The following is a 24,055-nucleotide window of genomic DNA, read 5'->3' as shown; positions in this document are numbered from 1 at the left end:
CGCAGGGAACAGATGTCGCCGTCCTCAAGCCTTGGCGAGAAACCCGGACAACGCGGCAATCGCTTCCGGCGACTGCAGGCGCCGAGTGAATTCCAGCCCTTCCTGCTCGATGACCTGGCGCAATAGCTCAAGGTCCGGCGCCCGCATCAGGCGCTTGCTGACCTGCACCGCGTCGGGCGCCAGCTGACTGAAACGCAAGGCCGCTTCCCGGGCCTTGGCCAAGGTCGCTGCACCATCGCCCAAAGCCGCGGTGGCAATGCCCCAGGCTGCAGCCTGCTCACCACTGAAGCCTTCGCCGAGCAGCAGCAATTCAGCGGCCTTGGCCCGCCCCAGCAGGCGCGGCAGGATAAGGCTCGAACCGAACTCCGGACACAGCCCAAGGTTGACGAACGGCATGCGCAAGCGCGCGTCACGACTGACATAGACCAGATCGCAATGCAGCAGCAAGGTGGTACCAATGCCCACCGCCGCCCCCGCGACCGCAGCCACCACCGGCTTGCGGCAATCGAGCAGGTTGCGCATGAACTGGAACACCGGGCTGTCGAGGTCCTTGGGGGGCTGCTCCAGGAAGTCGGCGATATCGTTGCCGGCGGTAAAGCATTCGCTGCTGCCGCAGATCAGCAAGGCATTGATTTGCGGATCGGCGTCCGCCTCGGCCAGGGCTTGGGCCAGGCGACTGTACATGGCACGAGTCAGGGCGTTTTTCTTGTCGGGGCGGTTCAGGCGCAGGGTCAGCAGCCCACCTTCGCGGTGCAGCTCGATGGCATCGGTCATGGAGATCTCGCTTTGGAAAAGTCAGCGCTCAACCACGGGGCAGGAACACATCGGCCAGCAGTTGATTGCGCGGCAACCCCGCCAGGTACAGACGCCGGGCAAAGGCTTCGACGCTGTCGGGGTGCCCGCAGAGTAAGGCCAGGGTTTGCCGGGAAACAAGTCGCAGTTGCGTCAAAGCCGCCGTCAGCTCAGCCCCCTGCCACAGCTCGACACTCAGTTGCGGGCGGTTCGCCGCCAGCGCAGCCAAGGGTTTGGCCAGGTAATGCTCGGAACTGTCATGGGCCAGGTGAATGAGACGGATAGGGCCTTGGTGATCCTGCCGCAAGGCCTCGCGCAAAATGCCAAACAGTGGCGCCAGCCCGGTGCCCGCCGCCAACAGCCAGAGGGGCCGTTGCTGCCAGTCCGGGTCGTAGTGCAAGGCGCCACCGCGCAACTCGCCCAACGAGAGGGTATCGCCTACCTGCAGCTGGCGCGCCGCATCGCTGAATTGCCCCGGGTGCCGGCAGTCCAGGTGAAACTCCAGAAAGCGATCTTCTTCCGGCAGGCTGGCCAGGGAGTATGGCCGGGCTACCTGAGTGGCCGTCCACAACACCAGATGCTGGCCGGCGCGATAACGCAACGGCCGCTCAGGTTGCAGGCGCAGGCGCAGGACCGAGGGAGACAGCCAGTCCAGCCCGATCACCCTGGCCGGCTGGCCATCGCGCTGCGGATCGAACGTCTCGACCTGCAGATCCTCCACCACCTGGCACTGACAGGCCAGGCGCCAGCCGCGACGGCGCTGCTCATCGCTCAGGGCATCCGGCCGACTGTCGCTGGGCAGTCCCTGGACACACTGCACCAGGCACGCGTGACAACTGCCGGCGCGGCAGCTGTAGGGCACCGCCACACCGGCCTGGTTCAAGGCATCCAGCAGATTGCTGGCCGGCGCCACCGACCAGCGCCGGCTACCGACGGTCAATTCAGGCATCAAGGTTTTCCCAGGCCGCCGAGCAACGATTGCGACCATCGCGCTTGGCCCGGTACAGCGCCTGGTCGGCCCGTTGCAGCGCCATGTCCAGGTCATCGCCGGCCTGCAGCAGGGTCATCCCCGCAGACAGGCTCAGGTCACGCACATTCAAGCCCACCAGTTGCACCTCCATGAAGGCCAGGCGCAGCCGTTCACAGCAGGAGGTCAGGCGCTCGGCATCACACTCGGGCAGCAGGACCACGAACTCCTCACCGCCGTAGCGTGCCAGTACATCGCCGTCCCGCAGGCAGGCGCTGGCCACCCCGGCGAACGCCTGCAACACCTGATCCCCCGCCGCATGACCGTGCAGATCGTTGATGCGCTTGAAATGATCCAGATCGATCAGCGCCAACCCATGTACCTGCTCCTGGTCCATGGCCTGCAGTTCACGGCTGGCGTTGCGCAGGAAGTGCCGGCGGTTGAACAGGCCGGTGAGTTCGTCGGTGGCCACCAGGTCCTCCAGTTGCCGCATCATCCCCCGCAGCGTGTCCTGATGGGCCTGCAAGGCAAAACGCCGCTGCCGCATGCGTGAGCGCGAAGCTTGCACATAGGCGGCGTACAGGCACATCCACACCAGCATCACCAGCAACACACAGACTTGCAGCGCCGTCAGTTGCGGGTCCTCGAGGACAAAACGAAAACCGTCCCACAGATTGACCCCGGCAAAACAGAAGAAGATCAGCGCCGCGCAGCGCAGGTAGGCACGCCGGGACAAATGAAACAGACCGAACAGCAGCGGCAGGATATAGAACACCAGGAAAGCGCCGCGGGCCTGATCCAGATGGGCAATCAGCCAGGTCTGCCAGGCAATGCCCAACACCACCTGGACCTCGGTCAGGCTGGGGTCGGCAAAGCGCAGGTTGCGCCCACTGGTGAAGACCCAGTACAGCACCCCCTGGCTGGCCACCACCAATGCGCTGCCCAACAGTGCACTGCTGATGGAGGCGCGATAGTGCCCCGTAAGAACCGCCAGCCAGAACAGCAGCAGGATCAGTCCGTACGTGCCAGCGGCAATGCTGAAGCGCTTGAACAACAAGCTCTGGATGGCTTTATGGGTCAATCGTCGATTCACCGTGAGAAAGGAGGCTTAAAGAGTGTCCTACCCTGCAGGCCAGTTGCCACTTTAGTGCTGCGCCCTGCAAATGACTATCCAAATTTTAAGCCGTGTCCTGCGGTTTCGCCGCCGATCCAGGCAAGAACAGTGCCCATCCGATAGGCGACTTTCGTTTGCCCGGCTGGCGGGTGTGCCGGGCCCCCAGGCGCGGTATACTGCCGCGCCTTTTTAGCGTCGCGCCAGTTGTCTGTCCGGCGTGCCTTAGAAGGTGCCTGCAACCGACCGATGTACCCCGCTGCAGCCACCTTATTAAATGTTCCCGTCTTTTAGAGGAGCGCGACTCATGACCGTGATCAAGCAAGACGACCTGATTCAGAGCGTTGCCGACGCCCTGCAGTTCATTTCCTACTACCACCCCGTGGACTTCATCCAGGCGATGCACGAGGCCTACCTGCGCGAAGAATCGCCGGCCGCCCGTGATTCCATGGCGCAGATCCTGATCAACTCGCGCATGTGCGCCACCGGCCACCGGCCGATCTGCCAGGACACCGGCATCGTCACCGTGTTCGTTCGCGTGGGCATGGACGTGCGCTGGGACGGCGCCACCATGAGCCTGGACGACATGATCAACGAAGGCGTGCGTCGCGCCTACAACCTGCCGGAAAACGTCCTGCGCGCCTCCATCCTCGCCGACCCGGCAGGTGCCCGGAAGAACACCAAGGACAACACCCCAGCGGTCATTCACTACTCCATCGTCCCGGGCAACACCGTGGAAGTGGACGTGGCGGCCAAGGGCGGCGGCTCCGAGAACAAATCGAAGATGGCCATGCTCAACCCGTCCGACTCGATCGTCGACTGGGTCCTGAAGACCGTGCCGACCATGGGCGCCGGCTGGTGCCCACCGGGCATGCTGGGCATCGGCATCGGCGGCACCGCCGAGAAAGCCGCGGTGATGGCCAAGGAAGTGTTGATGGAATCCATCGACATCCACGAGCTCAAGGCTCGCGGCCCGTCCAACCGCATCGAAGAAATGCGTCTGGAGCTGTTCGAGAAGGTCAACCAGCTGGGCATCGGCGCCCAGGGCCTGGGCGGCCTGACCACCGTGCTCGACGTGAAGATCATGGACTACCCGACCCACGCCGCGTCCCTGCCGGTGTGCATGATCCCCAACTGCGCCGCCACCCGCCACGCGCACTTCGTGCTCGACGGTTCGGGCCCGGCCGCACTGGAGGCACCGCCTCTGGACGCCTACCCGGAAATCGTCTGGGAAGCCGGTCCGTCGGCGCGTCGGGTCAACCTCGACACCCTGACCCCGGAAGAAGTACAGAGCTGGAAACCGGGCGAAACCGTGCTGCTCAACGGCAAGATGCTCACCGGCCGCGACGCTGCGCACAAGCGCATGGTCGAGATGCTGAACAAAGGCGAAACCCTGCCGGTGGATCTGAAAGGTCGCTTCATCTACTACGTCGGCCCGGTTGATCCGGTCGGCGACGAAGTGGTGGGCCCGGCCGGTCCGACCACCGCCACGCGGATGGACAAGTTCACCCGGCAGATCCTCGAGCAGACCGGCCTGCTGGGCATGATCGGCAAGTCCGAGCGTGGCCCGACCGCGATCGAGGCGATCAAGGACAGCAAGGCCGTGTACCTGATGGCCGTCGGCGGCGCCGCCTACCTGGTGGCCCAGGCGATCAAGAAGTCCAAGGTCCTGGCCTTTGCCGAACTGGGCATGGAAGCGATCTACGAGTTCGAGGTCAAGGACATGCCGGTCACTGTCGCCGTGGACAGCAAAGGCGAGTCGGTGCACATCACCGGTCCTGCCATCTGGCAGAAAAAGATCAGTGACAGCCTGGCGGTAGAAGTGCAGTAAGCCCTTCTCCGGTTTGGCCAAAGCGGCGGCGCTGTTGAGACAACGGCCCGCCGCTTTTTTTATGCCGCGCCCTTTCGCGACACTGTCGGCGATCAACGTTACACCCGGCGCTCATGCTATCGTTCCCGCCCCCATTGCAGCCTGCCCCGACTCATGGCCCAGATCTCTCGCCCTCTACGCTTGACGTTCTACATCCTGGTGATTCTCGCCGGCACCGTAATCAGCGCCGGCCTGGCCATGCGCCACGCCGAGCGCCTGGCACTGGTGGAAGAGGCGGCTCGCGCCAACGAGCAGTTGGGACTCTACGCCAACTCCCTGCACACCCTGATCGAGCGCTATCGCGCGCTGCCGGCGGTGCTGGCCCTGGACCCGGAACTGCGTGCGGCGCTGCAGGGGCCGGTCACGGCACAGACCCAGGATGAGCTGAACCGCAAGCTGGAAAAGATCAACGGCGCCGCCCGCTCCTCGACCCTGGAGTTGCTCAACCATGAAGGCCTGGCGGTGGCCGCCAGCAACTGGCAGTTGCCCAGCAGCTACGTGGGCCACAACTACGGTTTCCGCCCCTACTTCAAGCAGACCCGCAGCCAGGGCAGCGGACGCTTCTACGCGGTGGGCGTGACCAGCGGGATTCCCGGGTATTTCCTCTCCAGCGCGGTCAAGGCCGACAACGATGACTTCCTCGGGGCCATGGTGGTCAAGCTGGAGTTTCCCGAGCTGGAACACGAATGGAGCCAGGGCAATGACACCCTCCTGGTCAGCGACTCGCGAGGCATCATCTTTATCGCCAACCAGCCCGGCTGGCGCTATCGGCAGTTGCAGCCGCTGTCCGAAAACGATCTGGCGGACATCCGGCTGACCCGCCAGTACGACAAGCAACCCCTGACCCCGCTGCAACACACGGCCCTGCAACGGTTCGATGCCAACAGCAGCCTGGCCCGGGTCGACGGCCCCGACGGTGTCGCCAATTACCTGTGGGAATCCCTGCCGCTGAGCGCCGAAGGCTGGACCCTGCACCTGCTGCGCAAACCGGCGAGCGTCTTCGAGGAAAGCCGCAACGCCGGCCTCGCCGCCGCCGGCGCCTGGCTGACCCTGGTGTTCCTGCTGCTGTTCTTGAGCCAGCGCTGGCGCCTGGGGAAAATCCGCCAGCGCAATCGCCAGGAGCTGGAACAGCTGGTGGAAGAACGCACCCGGGACCTGCGCACCGCCCAGGAAGGCCTGGTGCAATCGGCCAAGCTGGCAGCCCTGGGGCAGATGTCCGCGGCCCTGGCCCATGAAATCAACCAGCCCCTGACCGCCCAGCGCATGCAACTGGCCACGCTGCGGCTGCTGCTGGAACACGGCCGAGTGGATGAAGCCTACAAGGCCCTGCGGCCCCTGGACGACATGCTGACGCGCATGGCCGCCCTCACCAGTCATCTCAAGACCTTTGCCCGCAAGAGCCCCAGCGGCCTGCGCGAACGCCTGGATCTGGCCGCGGTGGTGGACCAGTCGCTGCAGTTGCTGGAAACCCGGCTGCGTGGCGAAAACATCCAGGTCGAGCTGCACCTGACCCGCCCGGCCTGGGTACGCGGCGATGCCATCCGCCTGGAGCAGGTGCTGATCAACCTGCTGCGCAACGCACTCGACGCCATGCAGGACAAGCCCGAAAAACACCTGCAGATCAGCCTCGAAGCCGAGGACCAGCTGTGGCAACTGCGGGTGGCCGACAACGGCGGCGGGATCGCCGAAGAACACCTGCTGAGTGTGTTCGACCCGTTCTTCACCACCAAGCCGGTGGGCGATGGCCTGGGCCTGGGCCTGGCGGTGTCCTACGCCATCGTCCATGAACTGGGGGGCCGCTTGAGCGCCGCCAACCGCGACCAGGGCGCCGTGTTCACCCTGAGCCTGCCCATCGACCTGGAGGCCCATATCCAATGCTGAACTCGGTGATGGTGGTGGATGACGAAGCCAGTATCCGCAGCGCCGTCGAGCAGTGGCTGAGCCTCTCGGGGTTCAGCGTCCAGCTGTTCAGCCGTGGCGAGGACTGCCTGGCGCAACTGCCGAAGAACTTTCCCGGGGTGATCCTCAGCGACGTGCGCATGCCCGGTATCAGTGGCCTGGAACTGCTGGCCCAGGTCCAGCGCCTGGACCCTGACCTGCCGATCATCCTGCTCACCGGCCACGGTGATGTACCCATGGCGGTGGAGGCCATGCGCGACGGCGCCTATGACTTCCTGGAAAAACCCTTCAGCCCCGACACCCTGCTCAGCAGCCTGCGCCGGGCCCTGGACAAGCGCCGCCTGGTCCTGGAAAACCGCCACCTGCACCAGCAGGCCGACAGCCGGGCCAAGCTCGACGCCACCTTGCTCGGAGCGTCCCGGGCCCTGCAGACCCTGCGCCGCCAAGTGCTGGACCTGGCCGCCCTGCCGGTGAACGTGCTGATCCGCGGCGAAACCGGCAGTGGCAAGGAACTGGTTGCCCGTTGCCTGCATGATTTCGGCCCCCGGGCCGGCAAACCCTTCGTGGCCCTGAACTGCGCGGCGATCCCCGAGCAGCTGTTCGAGGCCGAACTGTTCGGCCATGAAAGTGGCGCCTTCACCGGCGCCCAGGGCAAGCGCATCGGCAAGCTGGAATACGCCGACGGCGGCACGCTGTTTCTCGACGAGATCGAAAGCATGCCCCTGGCCCAACAGGTCAAGCTGCTGCGGGTGTTGCAGGAACAGAAGCTGGAACGCCTGGGCGCCAACCAGAGCATCAAGGTCGACCTGCGGGTGATCGCCGCCACCAAGCCCGACCTGCTGGAGGAAGCCCGAGCCGGACGTTTCCGCGAAGACCTGGCCTATCGCCTGACCGTGGCCGAACTGCGCCTGCCGCCCTTGCGCGAGCGTCGCGAAGACATTCCACAGCTCTACGAGCATTTCGCCCGGGCCGCCGCCGAGCGCCTGGGACGCAGCGTCGCGCCCTTGAGTGGCGCCCAGTTGAGCCGCCTGCTCAGTCACGACTGGCCAGGCAACGTGCGCGAACTGGCCAACGCCGCCGAGCGTCAGGTGCTGGGCCTCGGTGAGCCGCAGGCCGACGTCCTCGAAGCCGGCCCCTCCCTGGCCGCGCAGCAGGAAGCTTTCGAGGCCCAATGCCTGCGCGCCGCCCTGACCCGCCACAAGGGCGAGATCAAGGCCGTGCTCAACGAACTGCAACTGCCACGCCGGACCCTGAATGAAAAAATGCAGCGGCACGGCCTGACCCGGGAAATGTTCCTCAAAGACAGCTGAAGCAGCAACAGCAGCAACAGCAGCAGAAGCGGCAAGCGGCAAGCGGCAAGCGGCAAGCCAAACGCTAAGCTTGCGGCTTAAAGCTTGCACTTTGCCACCGCCCCCTTGGCATATTTCCGCTCATGGCGTCGCCGCCAATCGGCGGATTTCCGCTCATCACCACCGTTCAAACCCCTCTATTCCGGGCATTTCACCCTTGGCACAGGTCCTGCTACAGCCCCTGCAGGCTGCGCTTGCGCGCGCTCCACAAAAACAATGAATAGAAGGATCCGTCATGGATATCTCTAATACCCTGCCTGCTGGGTCGGCGGCTGTGCCCGCCACTGAAAAGACCACCGCCAGCCGCCTGAAATCGATCTTCAGCGGCTCCGTGGGCAATATGGTCGAGTGGTACGACTGGTACGTCTACGCCGCTTTCTCGCTGTACTTCGCCAAGGTCTTCTTCCCCAAGGGCGACACCACCGCGCAACTGTTGAACACCGCGGCGATCTTCGCCGTGGGCTTCCTGATGCGCCCGATCGGTGGCTGGCTGATGGGCCTGTACGCCGACCGCAAAGGCCGCAAGGCCGCCTTGATGGCGTCGGTACTGCTGATGTGCTTCGGCTCGCTGATCATCGCCCTGACCCCGGGTTACGAAACCATCGGCGTCGGCGCCCCGATCCTGCTGGTGCTGGCGCGCCTGATGCAGGGCCTGTCGGTAGGCGGTGAGTACGGCACCTCGGCCACCTACCTCAGCGAGATGGCGACCAAGGAACGTCGCGGCTTCTTCTCCAGCTTCCAGTACGTGACCCTGATCTCCGGCCAGCTCATCGCCCTGGGGGTACTGATCGTGCTGCAGAACATCCTGACCACCGAGGAGCTGCAATCCTGGGGCTGGCGGATTCCGTTCGGCATCGGCGCCCTGTGTGCCGTGGTAGCGCTGTACCTGCGTCGCGGCATGGAAGAAACCGAGTCCTTCACCAAGAAGAAGGAAAAGCCGAAAGAAAGCCTGATGCGCACCCTGCTGCGTCATCCCAAGGAGTTGATGACCGTGGTCGGCCTGACCATGGGCGGCACCCTGGCCTTCTACACCTACACCACCTACATGCAGAAATACCTGGTGAACACCGTCGGCATGAGCATTTCCGACTCCACCACCATTTCTGCCGCCACGCTGTTCCTGTTCATGTGCCTGCAGCCGGTGATCGGTGCGCTCTCGGACAAGGTCGGCCGGCGGCCGATCCTGATCGCCTTCGGCATCCTCGGCACCCTGTTCACCGTACCGATCCTCACCACCCTGCACACCATCCAGACCTGGTGGGGCGCGTTCTTCCTGATCATGGCGGCGCTGATCATCGTCAGCGGCTATACCTCGATCAACGCGGTCGTGAAGGCCGAGCTGTTCCCCACGGAAATCCGCGCCCTGGGCGTGGGCCTGCCCTATGCACTGACCGTGTCGATCTTCGGCGGCACCGCCGAATACATCGCCCTGTGGTTCAAGAGCATCGGCATGGAAACCGGCTACTACTGGTACGTCACCGCCTGCATCGCCTGTTCGCTGTTGGTCTACGCGACCATGAAGGACACCCGCAAGCATTCGCGGATCGAGACCGACTGAAAACGACAGCGCCCGGGTGCAAGGCCCGGGCGCTGTTTCGCGATCTGTGGGGAGGCTTTCGTCGGCAAGCCGACTGCTACAGATCAGGAGAGTTCGGCGGCACCCTGGCGCGCGTAGCGGTTCTGCGCCCAGGATGCGCCGACGATCATCACCAGCAGAATCCCCGCCAGTACCGCCGACGAGCCGATGGTGCCGAAATCCAGGCCGCCCTTTTCATGGGACTTGGTGAGGAAGTCGCCCAGGGTCGCACCGAACGGCCGGGTGAGCACGAAGGCCACCCAGAACAGCAACACCGACGAGAGCCTGGTGCAGTACTTGAGCAGGGCCACCACGGCAATGGTCGAGCCGATCAGCAACGCCCCGCCGGCAAAGCCCAGCCCCGAATCGTCCGCCAGGTAATCGCCCAGTGCGGTGCCCAGGGTGTTGGAAAACAGGATCGCCATCCAATAGAACAGCTCGCCGCGAAAGGTCTGGATCTTGTTGACGTTCAGCGAATCGCCACTCAGGCGCCAGGCGGCGAAGATCGCCAGCAGAATCCCGATCAGGATCAACGAACCACTGGCATAGCCCAGGCCCAGGGTACGGTCCATGAAGTCCGACATGGTGGTGCCGGCGGTGCTGGTGGAGAGAATCACGATCCAGTACAGCACCGGGTTGTAGGTCTTGGACCATAGCTGGGTGATCAGGGTCAGCAGGAATACGCTGATCAGGATCATCGAGCTGATGGCGTATCCGACATTCAGGGTCATCGACAGCAGGTCACCGGCGGTTTCCCCCAAGGTTGTCGCGCAGATTTTCATGACCCAGAAGGCCAGGGTGATCTGGGGAAGTTTGTTCATCGATCAAGGAGCTCCAAGGGTCGCATTCGAAATGGCCTGTCGTGGGTTGCAGACCTGCGCGAAGGCTGAAGGCTCGGGGGTGAAAAATAGGTCGGGGCCGAATGAAAAAACCGTTGATGGTTTCTTTTAATCCTTTCCTGCCCGTGGACTGAGCCATTAACGATCAGTTAATGCCGATTTCTTAGTCTGCTACTGAATCCAAGTTGCGACTTGGTCCGTATCTGTAGTGAGGCCTGAATGCGCTGATCGGCGGTGAGTGACGCCCCTACACACATCGATAAATTCGATTTTAACAAGCATTTATTTGCGCTTTTTAATCAAATTTACCGGAGTAGGATTCACATCAAGCCCAACGCAAACACCTCAACGAACCCGGAGACACTGCCATGAAAACCAAACTGATCCTTGCCCTGACCCTGTCGGTACTGGCTGCCAACACCTTCGCAGCCGATGGCTACGACCGCACTGGTTCCGCCACCCTCGCTGCCGATGGTTACGACCGCACTGGTTCCGCCCCCTTCGCTGCCGATGGTTACGACCGCACCGGTTCCGCCACCTTCGCTGCCGATGGTTACGACCGCACCGGTTCCGCCACCTTCGCTGCCGATGGCTACGATCGCACCGGTTCCGCCACCCTCGCTGAAGACGGCTACGACCGCACCGGTTCCGCCACTTTCGCTGCCGATGGCTACGATCGCACCGGTTCTGCCACCCTCGCTGAAGACGGCTACGACCGCACCGGTTCTGCCACCTTCGCTGCCGATGGCTACGATCGCACTGGTTCCGCCACCCTCGCTGAAGACGGCTACGACCGCACCGGTTCTGCCACCTTCGCTGCCGATGGCTACGATCGCACCGGTTCCGCCACCCTCGCTGAAGACGGCTACGACCGCACCGGTTCCGCCACCTTCGCTGCCGATGGCTACGACCGTACCGGTTCCGCCACCATCAGTTGATCGATTCACCTGACATCACAGCCCGGCTTCGGCCGGGCTTAGTCTTTTGTGCTGCGCAAAGATCCTCCATCAGCGGCCCGAACCGGGGGTTGGAACGCTGGAATTCGAGCAGTGCTCACTGCACTATGGCGCCCTTCACTCGCCCCACAGCAGGAACCTTGAGCCATGTCCGACGATATCCACTTCTACCAACCCGCCCTGGGCCACGGTCTGCCCCATGACCCGTTCAATGCCATCGTCGGCCCGCGTCCCATCGGCTGGATCTCCTCCCAGGATGCACAAGGCCGGCTGAACCTGGCGCCCTACAGCTTCTTCAATGCCTTCAACTACATTCCGCCGATCATCGGGTTCTCCAGCGTCGGGCGCAAAGACAGCCTGAACAACATCGAGGCCACCGGTGAATTCGCCTGGAACCTGGCCACCCGGCCACTGGCCGAGCAGATGAACCAGAGCTGCGCCGCGGTTGCCCCTGAGGTCGACGAGTTCGCCCTGTCCGGCCTGACGCCCGTGGCGTCGAAGGTCATCAGTGTGCCGCGGGTAGCCGAGAGCCCGGTGTCCTTCGAGTGCAAGGTCACCCAGATCATTCAGTTGCAGCGGGCGGACAAGGAGTTGGTGCCGAGCTGGCTGATCCTCGGCGAGGTGGTCGCCGTGCACATTGCCAAGAGGCTGCTCAAGGACGGGATCTACGACACCGCCGCGGCAGAGCCGATTCTGCGCGGCGGCGGGCCGGCGGATTACTTCCAGCTGGGGCCGGAAGCATTGTTCAAGATGCACCGCCCGGGGGCGGTCAAGTAACGCGGCGAATCAGTCGGCTTTCCAGCTCAATTCGCCGTCCTGATCGACGTCGGCCAACTGTTCGAGTTGTTGCGCGGCAGCCTGGTCGGCGTCATGGGCGGTCTTGAACTTCTGCTGATCCAGGACCTTGTGAAAACGCGGGGCGCCCGATGCTCCGAGGGCTTTGACGGCGATGGCGGCGCTGTATCCGCCCTCCCCGGGAACCACAGCGGAAACGGCTTCGTAGTGTGCAAACTCTTTGCGTGCCATGTTGCAAGTCCTGGCCAATGAAAAGTCGGCCATTCTAAACCTTCAACTGGCCAGCTTGTGCAGCGCTGCATGCTGCAGTTGGGCGTATTCGCCATGGGCTTGCAGCGCCGACACCGTGCTGAAGGTATGAAAATCCAGGCTGTTGACCACCAGCTCCTGCACCAGCTCGGTAAAGATCGCCATGGCCGGCGAGCTGAAATAGGCGGTCATCGCCTGCTGGCTGCTCCAGAAGCCTGATACCAGCCACAGGTCGGCATCGCACTGCGAATGCTGCAGGGCAAAGTGCAGGCAACCGCTGGCCTGGCGCGACGGCTCGATCAGGCTGCTCAAGCGCGCGCCCAGTTCCTTGGAGCGCCCGGCCCGAGCTCGGACAAAGACCATGTGACTGAGCGGAATATGCGTGGACATGTACGACCCTCCCAGGGTGTTGTCGAGGCAGCCAGGGACGGGCTGCGACAGGATCAACGATACGGGGCGGGCCCTTTCGCGCGTTAGTCGATTTCTGCCGTTGATTTGCCCAATCCTGCGACAAGCAGCTTCCTGCATCGCTTGGGCGACGGAAGGGGACAAAAGCGTTACACCGGCGTTTCAAGCAAGTGACGCGCCCGAGCGTCGGCGCATCTTGCCTATCGCGCGGGCAAGCAGCAGGATCAGGCAAGTTTTACGCAGGATTCGCCTACCCGCGACTCTTGCACAAACTTAAGCTGTGCCAACTGCAAACACCCCGAGGCGCCCCATGTCATCACTGGATACCCTGCCGCCGCCCCTGGCTCCGGAGATGGAGCGCCAGCGCGTGGAACTGGCCGCGATCATCGCGCGCAACACCGTCGAAGACGGCAGCTACGCCACCGCCATCGACTCGCTGTTCGTCTCGCGCCACAGCAGCTCCCATCACTTCGGCTCGGTGCTGGCGCAACCGGCGCTATGCATCATGGCCCAGGGCCGCAAGGAAGTGCGCCTGGCCGATGAAAGCTACAACTACGACCCGCTGAATTACCTGGTGGTCTCGGTTTCCGTACCACTGAGCGGCAAGGTGGCGATCGTCTCGCCGCAGGAGCCGATCCTGGCCCTGCGCCTGGACATCGACCCCGGCGAAATCAATGCGCTGATCGCCGACGCCGGCCCCCTGGGCGTACCCACCCGCCCCACCGGGCGCGGCTTGTACGTGGAACGCCTGGACCCAGCGATGCTCGACGCGGTGCTGCGCCTGACCCGCCTGCTGGACACCCCGAAAGACATCGCCATGCTCGCGCCCCTGGTGCGCCGGGAGATTCTCTATCGCCTGCTGCGCAGCCCCCAGGGCCACCGCCTGTATGAGATTGCCACCGCCAACAGCCAGGGCCACCGGGTCAACCAGGCCATCAAGTGGCTCAACGGCAATTTCGTCCACCCGTTGCGCATCGATGACCTGGCCCGGGAAGTCAACCTGAGCGTCTCGACCCTGCACCATCGCTTCAAGGCCATGACCGCCATGAGCCCGTTGCAGTACCAGAAACAGCTGCGCCTGCAGGAAGCCCGGCGCCTGATGCTGGCCGAAGGGCTGGAGGCTTCGGCGGCGGGTTACCGGGTCGGCTATGAAAGCCCGTCGCAGTTCAGCCGCGAATACAGCCGACTGTTTGGCGCGCCGCCCTTGCGGGATATGGCGCGCCTGCGGGTTGGCGGGTAACCCGGGTTCGCCGGCAAGCCGGCTCCTACAGGGCGCGGATGACGTGTTTGAGCTCCTGGAAGGCTTGCAAGCCCCAGGGGCCCAGTTCGCGGCCGATGCTGCTCTGCTTGTAGCCGCCCCAGGCAGTCTGGGGAAAGATCACCTGGGGCGCGTTGATCCACACCAGGCCGGCCTGCAGGGCATTGGCGACCCGTTCGGCATTGTCCAGGTCCGCCCCCACCACACTGGCCACCAGGCCAAACTCGCTGTCATTGGCCAGCGCGACCGCCTCTTGTTCACTGCTGAAACTGCGCACACACAGCACCGGGCCGAAGATCTCTTCGCGCCACAGGGCGCTGTCCAGCGACACTTCGGTGAACACCGTGGGCTGGATGAAAAAGCCCTGGGTCAATCCCGCCGGACGGCCGCCGCCACACACCAGCCTGGCGCCGACATTCAAGCCGCGCTCGATGTGCGCCAGCACGCGCCGGTATTGCGCCTGATTGACCAGGGGTCCCATGGTCACCTCCGGGTCGCACGGGTCGCCAACCCGAATAGCCTCGGCCCGGGCCTTGAGCCGCAAGAGAAAATCATCGGCCAGTTCGTCGGCGACCAACACCCGGCTGGTGGCCGAGCACATCTGCCCGGCATTAAAGAAGCCGCCGCCACAGGCCAGCTCTACCGCCAGGTCCAGGTCGGCATCGGCCAGCACCAGCAGCGATGACTTGCCGCCCAGTTCCAGGCTCACGCCCTTGACGGTTTCTGCCGCCCGCTGCATGACCTGAACCCCCACTGCGTTGCTGCCGGTGAACGAGATCTTCGCCACTCGCGGGTCCGCCGCCAAGGGTGCGCCCACAGCCAGGCCGGTGCCGCACACCAGATTGAACACGCCATCGGGCAAGCCGCTGTCGGCAATGATCGCCGCCAGCTCCAGCTCCGCCAGCGGAGTCACTTCCGAAGGCTTGAGCACCACGCAACAGCCCGCCGCCAGAGCGGGCGCGAGCTTCCAGGCGGTGGTGACCATGGGAAAGTTCCACGGCACGATCAACCCGACCACGCCACAGGGCTCGCGTCGCAAGCGGGCGCCGAAGTCGGCGCTGGGCAGCGCCACCTCGGCGTCTTGAGCCTGATCCAGGCCCTCGGCCAGCCCGGCGTAATAGTCAAAGGTGGCAATCACATCGTCCACGTCCATCGCGGCTTCGAACTGCGGCTTGCCGTTGTTGCTCGACTGCAAGTGCATCAGGCGCTCACGGCGCTCGGCCACGCCACGGGCAATCCTGCGCAGCACCGCGGCGCGCTCGGCGCCGCTGCTGTGCGACCAGCGCGCAAAACTCCGGGTGGCAGCCCGCAGGGCCTGATCCACGGCCTCGGCACCGCCCCCCGCCACCTGCGCCAACGGGGCCTCGGTAACGGGGCTGATGACCTGCAACAGCGCGTTGCCCGCGGACCATTGGCCGTCGATGTACAGCCCGTTCAACGCCGCTTGCGCGCTCATGCCGAGACTCCCTGGGTCCAGCGCTTCTGGTCGATTTCAATCAGGGTCGGGCCCTGGCGATCCACCGCCATGCGCAACGCGGCACGCAGTTGCTCGGCGGTGTCGATACGCTCGGCAGCGCACCCCAGGCCCTGGGCCACGGCGATGAAATCCGGAGTGTAGATGTCGACGCCCACCGGTTCGATGGCGCGGTTGACCATGTATTTCTTGATCTCTTCATAGCCCTGGTTATTCCACAACAGGACGATGACCGGGGTCCGCGCCTCCACCGCGCAGGCCAGTTCCGCAAGGGTGAACTGCAAGCCTCCGTCGCCGATCAGGCAGGCCACCGGCCGGCGCTGGCTGGGCTGCGCGCCGCCGCCGAGCCAGGCGCCAATCGCCGCCGGCAAGGCATAACCCAGGGTGCCGTAGCCGGTGGAAGCGTTGAACCAGCGCCGCGGCTGCTCGGGATTGAAGGTCAGGTTGCCGCTGTACACCGGCTGGGTGGAGTCGCCCACCACGACGATCTCCGGCAACTCCTCGAGCACGGTTTCCAGCAACCGGGTCTGGGCTCGGGTCGGAGCATCCCAGAGACGCTCGAGTTCGCTGCGCAGGGCCGCTGCCCGAACCGAGCCCCAGTTGGCGTCCCGGGTACTCAAGGGCTGTAGGGACAATTCTGCCAGCAGCGCTTGGGCGGCCATCTGCGCATCGGCCACCAGTGCCACTTTCGGCGGGTAGTTACGCACGGTCTGGTCGGGGTCGATATCGATGCGCAGCAAAGTGCCGGGAATTTCAAAGCCACCGGCGAAGGTCACGTCGTAATCGGTTTCCGCCAGTTCGGTGCCGATGGCCAGCACCACGTCGGCCTCTGCCACCAGGGCCCGGGTCGCCACCAGCGACTGGGTGGAGCCGATCAGCAGCGGGTGCGCCGACGGCAACAGGCCCTTGGCGTTGATGGTCAGGGCCACCGGCGCTTGCAGCAGCTCGGCCAGCAGCGTCAGGGATTGCGCCGCCTCGATGGCGCCACCACCGGCGAGGATCAGCGGACGCTTGGCGTTGGCCAACAACTGGCTCATCTGCGCGACAGCCGCCGGGGCGGCCCCGGCACGGGCGATCTGCACCGGCTCGCTGGCCAGCAGGTGATCGGCGGGTTGGACCAGTACATCGAGGGGAATCTCGATGTGCACCGGCCGCGGACGCCCGGCCTGGAACAGGGCAAAGGCCCGGGCCAGCACCGCCGGCAGCTCGTCGGCGCTCATCAGGGTGTGGGAAAACGCCGCGACGCCACTGACCAGCGCACTCTGGTTGGGCAACTCGTGCAGCTTGCCGCGCCCGCCGCCCAGCTGGCTGCGGGTCTGCACGCTGGAGATCACCAGCATGGGGATCGAGTCGGCGTAGGCCTGGCCCATGGCCGTGGTGATGTTGGTCATGCCGGGACCGGTGATGATGAAACACACGCCGGGCTTGCCACTGGTGCGGGCGTAGCCATCGGCCATGAAACCGGCCCCCTGTTCGTGCCGCGGGGTGACGTGATTGATCGGCGAACGGGCCAGCCCACGATACAGCTCGACCGTATGCACCCCCGGAATGCCGAACACCTGCTCGACGCCATAGCCCTCGAGTAACTTGACCAGTACTTCACCGCACGTCGCCATCTCATCGCCCTTCTTATTGATTGGGTACCCGGCGGGCGCTACTGCCGGGCGCCGGGAGAGGGCTATTGGAACGGCGCGCCGGTAGCCGCAACAATGGATAAAAAGTCATACTAGCCATGTCCCCACGTCATGCCTTGGCTCCCCATGAAACGCCTGCCTCCCCTGCCCGCCCTACATACCTTTCTGGTCACCGCCCAGTGCTGCAACTTCACCCGCGCCGCCGAGCAGTTGCACATCACGCAAGGCGCCGTGAGCCGGCAGATCGCCGGGCTGGAAAGTCACCTGGGTTATCCGCTGTTCCAGCGTCACGCTCGCGGCCTGAGCCTGACGGCCGAGGGTCAGGAATGGCTGCCGCGGGTGCAGCAGGTGTTCGAATTGATCAATGGCGCGGTGGACGAGATCGGCGGGCGCAATCGCCACCTGCGCCTCAAGGCTCCGACCTGCGTGATGCGCTGGCTGCTGCCGCGCTTGCTGCAGTGGCAGAAGGAACGCCCCGAGGTGCCGGTGCAACTGACCACGACCATTGCCCACGGGGTGGATTTCGGCCGCGAGCCGTTTGACGCGGCGGTGATGTATGGCGCGCCGCCACCCCCGACCCTGGGCTCGCGGCACCTGTTCAATGAACAGCTGACCCCGGTCTGCTCGCGGCCGCTGCTGGAAGGCGCGGTGCCACTCAAAAGCCCCGCCGACCTGCAACAGCACCTGCTGTTGCACCCATCCCACGACCAACGGGACTGGCAGACCTGGCTCAAGGCCGCGGGCACGCCGCTGGACACCCTGGGCAAGGGCCAGCACTTCGAAACCCTGGACCTGGCCATGTCGGTGGCGTCCCAGGGCACAGGCGTGGCGATTGGCGATTGGGCGCTGATTGGCGACGACCTGAGTGCCGGGCGGCTGGTCATGCCCTTTGAATTGAAGGTGCCCACGGGGCAGGCATATTACCTGGTGTACCCGGAGCGCCCGGGCCCTTCGGCGGCCTTGCAGGAACTGCTGGACTGGCTGGTGGAGCAGGCCCGACAGCGCTGAACGAGAAAAACCTGATGCCGGTAGACAGCAAAAAGGCCCGCGAGGGGCCTCCAGCTTTTGCCGCAATACCCCGCTAGCCGCCTACAACTGGCGACTAGCGAGGCAATCGGCGGTTGATCAGTAACCGACAGTGAAGCGCTGGCGGCGATGAGCCGGTTTTTCCACCTCATCGAGCATGGCAATCGCGTAGTCGGCAAAGCTGATCCAGCTGCGGCCTTCGGCGCTGACCAGCAGATCGTCCTGGCCCAGGCGGAAGTGCCCGGTACGCTCACCTTCGACGAACTCCGCCGACGGCGAGAGGAAGGTCCAGTCCAGCTCCTGCTCCTTGCGCAAGGTGTCCAGGTACACGCCACCGGCGCTGGCCTCGGCCTTGTATTCCTCCGGGAAGCCCGGGCTGTCGATGACCTTGCTACCGCCGGGCAGCAACAGCGAACCGGCCCCGCCGACCACCAGCAGACGCTTGACCCCGGCCTTTTTCACCGGGTCGATGATGGCACTGGCCGGGATGGTGGAAAAATGCGCGGCACTGAGCACCACGTCGTGACCGGCCACTGCCGCCTGCAGCGCAGCACTGTCGGCCACATCCACTTCGCGGGTGACCACACCGGCACGCTGGCCGATCTTCGCCGTGTTGCGAGCGATGGCGGTGACGCTATGGCCGCGACGCAGGGCTTCTTCCAGCAGTTGGCTACCGGCACGGCCGGTGGCGCCAATGATTGCGATGTTGCTCATGATGTGTCTCCAGTTGGCTAAGAGAGTACAGAAGCATCCGCCCCCGCAAGGGGCGGATCAGAACGGTTTCACCACTTCATTTCGCCCTTGGCGACCTTGGCACTCAGCTCCAGGGAGCTGTCTTCGCCCAGGTCCGGGTAACGCTTTTTCATGGCCGCGATCAGCTCGGCGGAATCCTTGGCCTTGGTGGTCTCCTCGTCGAAGGCCTTGATGTAGTCCGCGGTGAAGTGCACCGGGGCCAGGGTCCGCGCGCTGTCACCCAGGAAGTGCCCAGGGATCACGGTCTTGGGCTGCAGGCCCTCGATGGTCTTCAGGGTGCTCAGCCAGTCCGCATGGGACTGCGGAGTCTGAGTATCGGCCATCCACACGTGGATGTTTTCCGCGACCACTACACCACCGACAACGGCCTTGATCGAAGGAATCCAGACAAAGCTGCGGTCCGGTTGCTTGCCGTCCAGGCCGATAACGTCGAGTTTCTGCCCTTCCAGGGTCAGGCTGTGGCCCTTGAGCACGCCCGGCACTATGGTCTTGGCCGGCACGTCAGCGCCCATTTTCGGGCCCCAGAACGCCAGCTTGCCGTCCACCGTGGCCTTGATGTGATCCACGGTCGGCTGCGAAGCCACGACCTTGGCGTCGGGGAAGGCGGCGGTCAGGGTGTCGAGGCCGAAGTAGTAGTCCGGGTCACCGTGGCTGATGTAGATGGTGGTCAGGTGTTTGCCGCTGGCGCGAATCTTCTCCACCAGTTGCTGGGCCTGGGACTTGCCGAACTGGGCATCCACCAGGATCGCGTCCTTCTTGCCGCTGACCAGCACCGAAGTCACCGGGAAGATGGCATTGGCGCCCGGGTTGTAGACATCCAGCTTCAGGCTGGGCTCGGCGGCTGCGGCATGGGCGGCGAAACCCAGGGTGGCGGTGGCCAACAGCAGGCGTTTGAGTGAGGTGAATCCGATCATGAAGGCAGCTCCGGCATCAGTGGACTGGGTGAGAAGTGGACAAAGCTTAGTTGCCAGACTCGTTACAAAAAATGCGATGCTTGAACATAGTTTGTTTCTGAAAGCGGGCAAATCATGGATCGTCTCCAAGCAATGCGGGTCTTCGTCACCGTCGTCGACCTGGGCAGCCAGTCGGCTGCCGCCGACCACCTGGACCTGTCGCGTCCCGTGGTTTCACGTTATCTGGCGGAACTGGAAGACTGGGTCGGTGCCCGGTTGATGCACCGCACCACGCGCAAGCTGAGCCTGACCGCCGCCGGTGGCGAGATCCTGCCCCGCTGCCGACAGATGCTGGAGCTGTCCCACGACATGCAGGCGGCGGTCGGCGAGCCTGACGACGCGCCCCGCGGGCTGCTGCGCATCAGCGTCAGTACCTCGTTCGGCCAATCGCAACTGGCCGATGCCATGGCCGACTACGTCAAACGCTATCCGGGCGTGAGCATCGACCTGCAGATGCTCGACCGCACGGTGAACCTGGTGGATGAGCGCATCGACCTGGCCATTCGCACCAGCAATGACCTGGACCCGAACCTGATCGCCCGCCGCCTGACCGTCTGCCGATCGGTGATCTGCGCGTCCCCGGCCTATCTGCGCGAACACCCGGCGCCGCAACGGGTGGAAGAGTTGAGCCGGCACAACTGCCTGACCCACTCCTACTTCGGCAAGAGCCTGTGGCATTTCGAACAGGACGGCGAGCAGGTGTCAGTGCCGGTACAGGGCAATATCAGCGCCAACGAAGCCAGCACCCTGCTGCGCGCCACCATGGCCGGCGCCGGTATCGCCATGCTCCCCAGCTATCAGGCCGGGGAGCACATCAAGCGCGCGGAGCTGGTGCGCCTGCTAACCCATGCCGAGCCGCGCAAGATGAACATGTACGCGGTCTACGCCTCGCGCAAACACATGCCCGCCACCCTGCGCAGCATGCTGGACTTCCTGGTCTTGAGATTCCCCCAGGAACCGCTCTGGGACGTGGGGCTTTAGCCATGCAATCGATCGGCTGAATACCTCGCCAATCAGACCGGCCAGCGGTCTGGCAGGCACCGGCAACTGACCTATGCTGATAACAGTACCCCCTAAAATCACGGGGGTATTGCTTCAGAGGTCTTCGCCATGAACGTCAAGACAAGAAGGTACCTGGCCATCTTCATGACCTGCACCGTGACTCTGGCGCTGTACGGTACCGCGGCCTATCGCGTCGAGCAGGCCCGCATGCAGCCGCGCAACTATGCCAGTTGCAACCTGGAACGCTGCATCCCCCACAACGCCACCCTGAACGCCCTCAGGTGAGCGGCGAGGCCAGGTCGTCTCCGGCCTGATCGGCCTTGAGCCGATCACGGAACACCTTGGGCGAGATGCCTTCGCGGCGGCGGAACAGCCGGGTGAAGTTGGTGGGATCGGAAAACCCCAACTCATCGGAGATCTCGTAGATGGTCATCCCGGTGTAGGTCAGCAGGCGCTTGGCTTCCAGCAACTGGCGCTGGTGGATGATCTGCAGCGCCGGTTGCCCGGCCAGCTCACGACAGGTGCCATTGAGGTGCGACACCGAGATGCCGAGTTTCTGCGCCAGATCCTCGACCTTCAGATGCTCGCGGTAGTGGGCCTCGACCAACTGGATGAAGCCGTTGAAATATTCCCGTGCGCGCTGCGGACGCTGACTGGCGCTGCTGCACTGCAGAGCGCGGCGCCCGACCCAGACCACTATCGTGCTCACCAGCGCATGCATGAGCATTTCCCGGGCAGGTTGCTGTCCCTGGTATTCGTTCTGCAGGGCGGCGAACTGGACGTTCAGGTAGTGCGCATCCTCCCCGGCCGGATAGCTGCCCGACTTCGCCAGGGCGGTTGCCGAGGGCCCCAGTTGAGCTTGCAAATGGCTGACCAACGGCGCGGCCAGGGTCACGACAAAGCCCTCGATGTCTTCGGAAAAACGAAAGCCGTGCACCGACAGCGGCGGCAACACCTGGACCAGCGGCTCGTCCAGCAGCCTGTGCTGGCCTTCGACCTGCAATTGCGCCTGCCCGCGACTGATAAACAGCAACTGGCAGAGGTCGGCGTGTCGATGGGGTTTTATTTCCCAATGGTGCTCGCGACTGCGCTGGCTGATGGGTTCGCAATGAAGCAGGTCCGGGGTGGGCCAGCCCAGGCTTTCGCCATAGAGTTTGAACACGGGAATGGGCGCAAGGGCAGGCTTGTTCATCACTACAGTCCAGGCCTCAGAGTAACGGGGGGACATTTGCACCGATGGGCGAAATGCTCGGGGTAACTGCCAGGTTGCACCGATCAGTTGACAGGTTCACCCAGGAAAAATGCAAGCACCGCAAACACCAACGAACGTTCGTACAGTCAAGGTTCAGGCGACCGGCACAGGGCCAACACTATACAGAATGCGTCCCATTACCCGGCATCAGCAAGTACCACAAAGCTTTTCCGAAACCTGGCGGCCGAGACTGTCTGACGCGATACCCCGAGTTGAAAAAACCTGCATGAAAATCACCGGGGACCTGGCTTGCCGAGCTATCCGATAGCTCCCTATCGAGTACACTGACGCCTATCCCCGCCGGCTGTGCCGCACCGGGTCAATTACCGCCCGCAGGTTCTTTCGTGACTCATTTCCAACAACCCGTCCCGACCAAACCGGCCATCCGCAGCGTGCTGATCGCCCTGATGCTGGCGATCTTTCTCGGCGCCCTGGACCAGACCATCGTCGCTGTCTCCATGCCGGCGATTTCCGCCCAATTCAAGGATGTCAGCCTGCTGGCCTGGGTCATCTCCGGCTACATGGTGGCGATGACCGTGGCCGTGCCGATCTACGGCAAGCTCGGCGATCTCTATGGCCGGCGACGGCTGATGCTGTTCGGCATGGGCCTGTTCACCCTGGCTTCGCTGTTTTGCGGCCTGGCGCAGAACATGGAGCAACTGGTGCTGGCGCGGATCTTCCAGGGCATCGGTGCCGGCGGCATGATCTCGGTGAGTCAGGCGATCATCGGCGACATAGTCCCGCCCCGGGAGCGCGGTCGCTACCAGGGCTACTTCAGCAGCATGTACGCGGTGGCCAGCGTCGCCGGCCCGGTACTGGGCGGCTACATGACCGAGTTTCTCTCCTGGCGCTGGGTATTTCTGATCAACCTGCCCCTGGGCCTGGGCGCCTGGTGGGTGGCCCATCGCACCCTGGTCGGGCTGCCGGTGCCCCAGCGCAAACCGATCATCGACTACCTCGGCACCGTGCTGCTGATCATCGGTCTCAGCGCCCTGCTGCTGGGCATCACCCAGGTGGGCCAGGGCCATTCCTGGCGCAGTGCCGAGGTGCTCAACCTGCTGGCCCTCGCCGTCATCGTCCTGGCCCTGTTCGTCTGGCATGAACGGCGGGCCCGGGAACCCCTGCTGCCAATGCACCTGTTCGCCAACCGCAATGCGCTGCTGTGCTGGTGCACGATCTTCTTCACCAGCTTCCAGGCCATCTCGCTGATCGTGCTGATGCCGCTGCGCTTCCAGAGCATCACCGGGGCCGGAGCAGACAGCGCCGCCCTGCATCTGCTGCCACTGGCCATGGGCCTGCCCATGGGCGCCTACTGCGCCGGCCGCCTGACCTCAGTGACCGGCCGCTATAAACCCATGATCTTAGGTGGTGCGCTGCTGATGCCGGTGGCGATTCTCGGCATGGCCCTGGTGCCGCCCCAGGCGCTGCTGCCGAGCAGCCTGTGCATGTTGCTCTGCGGAATCGCCAGCGGCATGCAGTTCCCCACCTCCCTGGTGGGTAGCCAGAATTCGGTGGAGCAGCGGGACATCGGCGTCGCCACCAGCACCACCAACCTGTTTCGCGCCCTGGGCGGTGCGGTGGGCGTGGCGCTGATGTCGGCGCTGCTGCTGGCCTTGCTGCAAGACTCCAGCCTGGCCCATTTAAGCGGCGCCGGGCTGATGGGCGAGGGCTCATCCGGCAACGCCCTGCTGGAAGGTCTGAAGGCCGCCCCCGGCCCCGCGCGGGAGGCCTTGCGCAGCGAACTGCTGCTGACCTTCCGGCATCTGCTGCTGGTCAGCGCCGGGGTTTCCCTGCTGGGTCTGGCGGCGGCCATTGCCATGCCCAACCGGCTGTTGCGCGGGCGTGAAGACAAGGCCTGAGGGATCCCCCGCAGCCAGCCGCCGGAGCAAAGC

22 protein-coding genes are annotated in these 24,055 nt (G+C 64.3%); 11 read left to right on the top strand and 11 right to left on the bottom strand.

Features of this window, described 5'->3' with window-relative positions; all coding sequences use genetic code 11:
- Positions 1 to 24: 24 nt before the first annotated feature.
- The 3 genes from DNK59_RS02160 to DNK59_RS02150 are packed head-to-tail and all read right to left on the bottom strand — an operon-like array spanning position 25 to position 2,840.
- Positions 25 to 774, bottom strand: a complete 750-nt coding sequence (locus tag DNK59_RS02160; RefSeq protein WP_110722140.1) for an enoyl-CoA hydratase-related protein — start codon at positions 772 to 774, stop codon at positions 25 to 27.
- A 28-nt stretch (positions 775 to 802) separates the two neighbouring features.
- A complete protein-coding gene (locus DNK59_RS02155; protein WP_110722139.1) occupies positions 803 to 1,741 on the bottom strand; it encodes an iron-sulfur-binding ferredoxin reductase in 939 nt (312 codons plus the stop codon).
- Positions 1,734 to 2,840, bottom strand: coding sequence for a diguanylate cyclase (locus tag DNK59_RS02150; RefSeq protein WP_110722138.1), 1,107 nt, complete (start codon positions 2,838 to 2,840; stop codon positions 1,734 to 1,736). Before DNK59_RS02150 ends, DNK59_RS02155 begins: the two co-directional genes overlap by 8 nt.
- Positions 2,841 to 3,177: 337 nt before the next feature.
- On the opposite strand from DNK59_RS02150, the gene DNK59_RS02145 reads away from it, so the two are divergent.
- The 4 genes from DNK59_RS02145 to DNK59_RS02130 all read left to right on the top strand — a co-directional run bounded on the left by DNK59_RS02145 (position 3,178) and on the right by DNK59_RS02130 (position 9,546).
- Positions 3,178 to 4,701 carry a fumarate hydratase gene (locus tag DNK59_RS02145; RefSeq protein ID WP_016963246.1) on the top strand — a complete coding sequence of 508 codons (1,524 nt, stop codon included), beginning with the start codon at positions 3,178 to 3,180 and terminating at the stop codon, positions 4,699 to 4,701.
- A gap of 153 nt (positions 4,702 to 4,854) precedes the next feature.
- Positions 4,855 to 6,621: an ATP-binding protein gene (locus tag DNK59_RS02140; protein ID WP_110722137.1), complete on the top strand. Its 1,767-nt coding sequence runs from the start codon at positions 4,855 to 4,857 to the stop codon at positions 6,619 to 6,621.
- Positions 6,615 to 7,949, top strand: coding sequence for a sigma-54 dependent transcriptional regulator (locus DNK59_RS02135; protein WP_110722136.1), 1,335 nt, complete (start codon positions 6,615 to 6,617; stop codon positions 7,947 to 7,949). Before DNK59_RS02140 ends, DNK59_RS02135 begins: the two co-directional genes overlap by 7 nt.
- Positions 7,950 to 8,223: 274 nt before the next feature.
- The gene (locus DNK59_RS02130; RefSeq protein ID WP_110722135.1) at positions 8,224 to 9,546 is read left to right on the top strand and encodes an MFS transporter; all 1,323 of its coding nucleotides are present in this window, start codon (positions 8,224 to 8,226) and stop codon (positions 9,544 to 9,546) included.
- Positions 9,547 to 9,629: 83 nt separating this feature from the next.
- Here the strand turns inward: DNK59_RS02130 and DNK59_RS02125 are convergent, their stop codons facing one another.
- Positions 9,630 to 10,385: a hypothetical protein gene (locus tag DNK59_RS02125; protein WP_110722134.1), complete on the bottom strand. Its 756-nt coding sequence runs from the start codon at positions 10,383 to 10,385 to the stop codon at positions 9,630 to 9,632.
- 386 nt (positions 10,386 to 10,771) lie between these two features.
- Here DNK59_RS02125 and DNK59_RS02120 point away from each other — a divergent pair, with 386 nt between their 5' ends.
- Together DNK59_RS02120 and DNK59_RS02115 are read left to right on the top strand one after the other, a co-directional pair.
- Positions 10,772 to 11,341, top strand: a complete 570-nt coding sequence (locus DNK59_RS02120) for a heme utilization protein (protein WP_110722133.1) — start codon at positions 10,772 to 10,774, stop codon at positions 11,339 to 11,341.
- A gap of 165 nt (positions 11,342 to 11,506) precedes the next feature.
- A complete protein-coding gene (locus DNK59_RS02115; protein ID WP_110722132.1) occupies positions 11,507 to 12,136 on the top strand; it encodes a flavin reductase family protein in 630 nt (209 codons plus the stop codon).
- 9 nt (positions 12,137 to 12,145) lie between these two features.
- On the opposite strand, the gene DNK59_RS02110 is transcribed toward DNK59_RS02115, so the two are convergent.
- Positions 12,146 to 12,418, bottom strand: coding sequence for a hypothetical protein (locus DNK59_RS02110; protein ID WP_092311116.1), 273 nt, complete (start codon positions 12,416 to 12,418; stop codon positions 12,146 to 12,148).
- A gap of 9 nt (positions 12,419 to 12,427) precedes the next feature.
- Positions 12,428 to 12,793 carry a putative quinol monooxygenase gene (locus tag DNK59_RS02105; RefSeq protein ID WP_110722131.1) on the bottom strand — a complete coding sequence of 122 codons (366 nt, stop codon included), beginning with the start codon at positions 12,791 to 12,793 and terminating at the stop codon, positions 12,428 to 12,430.
- Positions 12,794 to 13,121: 328 nt separating this feature from the next.
- On the opposite strand from DNK59_RS02105, the gene DNK59_RS02100 reads away from it, so the two are divergent.
- A complete protein-coding gene (locus DNK59_RS02100) occupies positions 13,122 to 14,051 on the top strand; it encodes an AraC family transcriptional regulator (RefSeq protein ID WP_092311110.1) in 930 nt (309 codons plus the stop codon).
- 25 nt (positions 14,052 to 14,076) lie between these two features.
- On the opposite strand, the gene DNK59_RS02095 is transcribed toward DNK59_RS02100, so the two are convergent.
- Together DNK59_RS02095 and DNK59_RS02090 are read right to left on the bottom strand one after the other, a co-directional pair.
- Complete coding sequence (locus DNK59_RS02095) at positions 14,077 to 15,525, bottom strand: aldehyde dehydrogenase family protein (protein ID WP_110722130.1); 1,449 nt, start codon at positions 15,523 to 15,525, stop codon at positions 14,077 to 14,079.
- Complete coding sequence (locus tag DNK59_RS02090) at positions 15,522 to 17,159, bottom strand: 5-guanidino-2-oxopentanoate decarboxylase (RefSeq protein WP_110722129.1); 1,638 nt, start codon at positions 17,157 to 17,159, stop codon at positions 15,522 to 15,524. The genes DNK59_RS02095 and DNK59_RS02090 overlap by 4 nt, the downstream gene beginning before the upstream one ends.
- Before the next feature lie 144 nt (positions 17,160 to 17,303).
- Between DNK59_RS02090 and DNK59_RS02085 the strand changes: the two genes are divergently transcribed.
- Positions 17,304 to 18,185, top strand: coding sequence for a LysR substrate-binding domain-containing protein (locus tag DNK59_RS02085; RefSeq protein ID WP_110722245.1), 882 nt, complete (start codon positions 17,304 to 17,306; stop codon positions 18,183 to 18,185).
- Between the two features lie 117 nt (positions 18,186 to 18,302).
- Here DNK59_RS02085 and DNK59_RS02080 read toward each other — a convergent pair whose 3' ends face one another.
- Positions 18,303 to 18,917, bottom strand: a complete 615-nt coding sequence (locus tag DNK59_RS02080) for an NAD(P)-dependent oxidoreductase (RefSeq protein ID WP_110722128.1) — start codon at positions 18,915 to 18,917, stop codon at positions 18,303 to 18,305.
- Between the two features lie 68 nt (positions 18,918 to 18,985).
- The gene (locus tag DNK59_RS02075; protein ID WP_110722127.1) at positions 18,986 to 19,870 is read right to left on the bottom strand and encodes an MBL fold metallo-hydrolase; all 885 of its coding nucleotides are present in this window, start codon (positions 19,868 to 19,870) and stop codon (positions 18,986 to 18,988) included.
- A 114-nt stretch (positions 19,871 to 19,984) separates the two neighbouring features.
- Between DNK59_RS02075 and DNK59_RS02070 the strand changes: the two genes are divergently transcribed.
- Both DNK59_RS02070 and DNK59_RS31875 read left to right on the top strand, forming a co-directional pair.
- The gene (locus DNK59_RS02070) at positions 19,985 to 20,890 is read left to right on the top strand and encodes a LysR family transcriptional regulator (protein ID WP_110722126.1); all 906 of its coding nucleotides are present in this window, start codon (positions 19,985 to 19,987) and stop codon (positions 20,888 to 20,890) included.
- Positions 20,891 to 21,019: 129 nt separating this feature from the next.
- Positions 21,020 to 21,196 (top strand): hypothetical protein, encoded by a 177-nt coding sequence (locus DNK59_RS31875; protein WP_016968420.1) that lies wholly within the window; start codon positions 21,020 to 21,022, stop codon positions 21,194 to 21,196.
- Here DNK59_RS31875 and DNK59_RS02065 read toward each other — a convergent pair.
- On the bottom strand, positions 21,189 to 22,103 hold the full coding sequence (locus tag DNK59_RS02065; protein ID WP_110722125.1) for a helix-turn-helix domain-containing protein: 915 nt from the start codon (positions 22,101 to 22,103) through the stop codon (positions 21,189 to 21,191). The genes DNK59_RS31875 and DNK59_RS02065 overlap by 8 nt on opposite strands.
- A 404-nt stretch (positions 22,104 to 22,507) precedes the next feature.
- Here DNK59_RS02065 and DNK59_RS02060 point away from each other — a divergent pair, with 404 nt between their 5' ends.
- Positions 22,508 to 24,022, top strand: a complete 1,515-nt coding sequence (locus DNK59_RS02060; RefSeq protein ID WP_110722124.1) for an MDR family MFS transporter — start codon at positions 22,508 to 22,510, stop codon at positions 24,020 to 24,022.
- The last annotated feature ends 33 nt before the right edge of the window (positions 24,023 to 24,055 follow it).

The organism is Pseudomonas sp. TKO26, assembly GCF_003225665.1.
Lineage (GTDB): Bacteria > Pseudomonadota > Gammaproteobacteria > Pseudomonadales > Pseudomonadaceae > Aquipseudomonas > Aquipseudomonas saponiphila.
The sequence above is the reverse complement of the archived record's forward strand: the minus strand, read 5'-3'. Positions and strand labels throughout refer to the sequence as shown.

Excerpts from the sequence above, each read along its gene's own strand:
- DNK59_RS02105 (WP_110722131.1), bottom strand. The coding sequence starts at position 12,793 with ATGTCCACGCATATTCCGCTCAGTCACATGGTCTTTGTCCGAGCTCGG.
- DNK59_RS02140 (WP_110722137.1), top strand. The coding sequence starts at position 4,855 with ATGGCCCAGATCTCTCGCCCTCTACGCTTGACGTTCTACATCCTGGTG.
- DNK59_RS02100 (WP_092311110.1), top strand. The coding sequence starts at position 13,122 with ATGTCATCACTGGATACCCTGCCGCCGCCCCTGGCTCCGGAGATGGAG.
- DNK59_RS02155 (WP_110722139.1), bottom strand. The coding sequence starts at position 1,741 with ATGCCTGAATTGACCGTCGGTAGCCGGCGCTGGTCGGTGGCGCCGGCC.
- DNK59_RS02090 (WP_110722129.1), bottom strand. The coding sequence starts at position 17,159 with ATGGCGACGTGCGGTGAAGTACTGGTCAAGTTACTCGAGGGCTATGGC.
- DNK59_RS31875 (WP_016968420.1), top strand. The coding sequence starts at position 21,020 with ATGAACGTCAAGACAAGAAGGTACCTGGCCATCTTCATGACCTGCACC.
- DNK59_RS02160 (WP_110722140.1), bottom strand. The coding sequence starts at position 774 with ATGACCGATGCCATCGAGCTGCACCGCGAAGGTGGGCTGCTGACCCTG.
- DNK59_RS02075 (WP_110722127.1), bottom strand. The coding sequence starts at position 19,870 with ATGATCGGATTCACCTCACTCAAACGCCTGCTGTTGGCCACCGCCACC.
- DNK59_RS02145 (WP_016963246.1), top strand. The coding sequence starts at position 3,178 with ATGACCGTGATCAAGCAAGACGACCTGATTCAGAGCGTTGCCGACGCC.
- DNK59_RS02135 (WP_110722136.1), top strand. The coding sequence starts at position 6,615 with ATGCTGAACTCGGTGATGGTGGTGGATGACGAAGCCAGTATCCGCAGC.
- DNK59_RS02130 (WP_110722135.1), top strand. The coding sequence starts at position 8,224 with ATGGATATCTCTAATACCCTGCCTGCTGGGTCGGCGGCTGTGCCCGCC.
- DNK59_RS02110 (WP_092311116.1), bottom strand. The coding sequence starts at position 12,418 with ATGGCCGACTTTTCATTGGCCAGGACTTGCAACATGGCACGCAAAGAG.
- DNK59_RS02070 (WP_110722126.1), top strand. The coding sequence starts at position 19,985 with ATGGATCGTCTCCAAGCAATGCGGGTCTTCGTCACCGTCGTCGACCTG.
- DNK59_RS02080 (WP_110722128.1), bottom strand. The coding sequence starts at position 18,917 with ATGAGCAACATCGCAATCATTGGCGCCACCGGCCGTGCCGGTAGCCAA.
- DNK59_RS02120 (WP_110722133.1), top strand. The coding sequence starts at position 10,772 with ATGAAAACCAAACTGATCCTTGCCCTGACCCTGTCGGTACTGGCTGCC.
- DNK59_RS02125 (WP_110722134.1), bottom strand. The coding sequence starts at position 10,385 with ATGAACAAACTTCCCCAGATCACCCTGGCCTTCTGGGTCATGAAAATC.
- DNK59_RS02065 (WP_110722125.1), bottom strand. The coding sequence starts at position 22,103 with ATGAACAAGCCTGCCCTTGCGCCCATTCCCGTGTTCAAACTCTATGGC.
- DNK59_RS02115 (WP_110722132.1), top strand. The coding sequence starts at position 11,507 with ATGTCCGACGATATCCACTTCTACCAACCCGCCCTGGGCCACGGTCTG.
- DNK59_RS02085 (WP_110722245.1), top strand. The coding sequence starts at position 17,304 with ATGAAACGCCTGCCTCCCCTGCCCGCCCTACATACCTTTCTGGTCACC.
- DNK59_RS02095 (WP_110722130.1), bottom strand. The coding sequence starts at position 15,525 with ATGAGCGCGCAAGCGGCGTTGAACGGGCTGTACATCGACGGCCAATGG.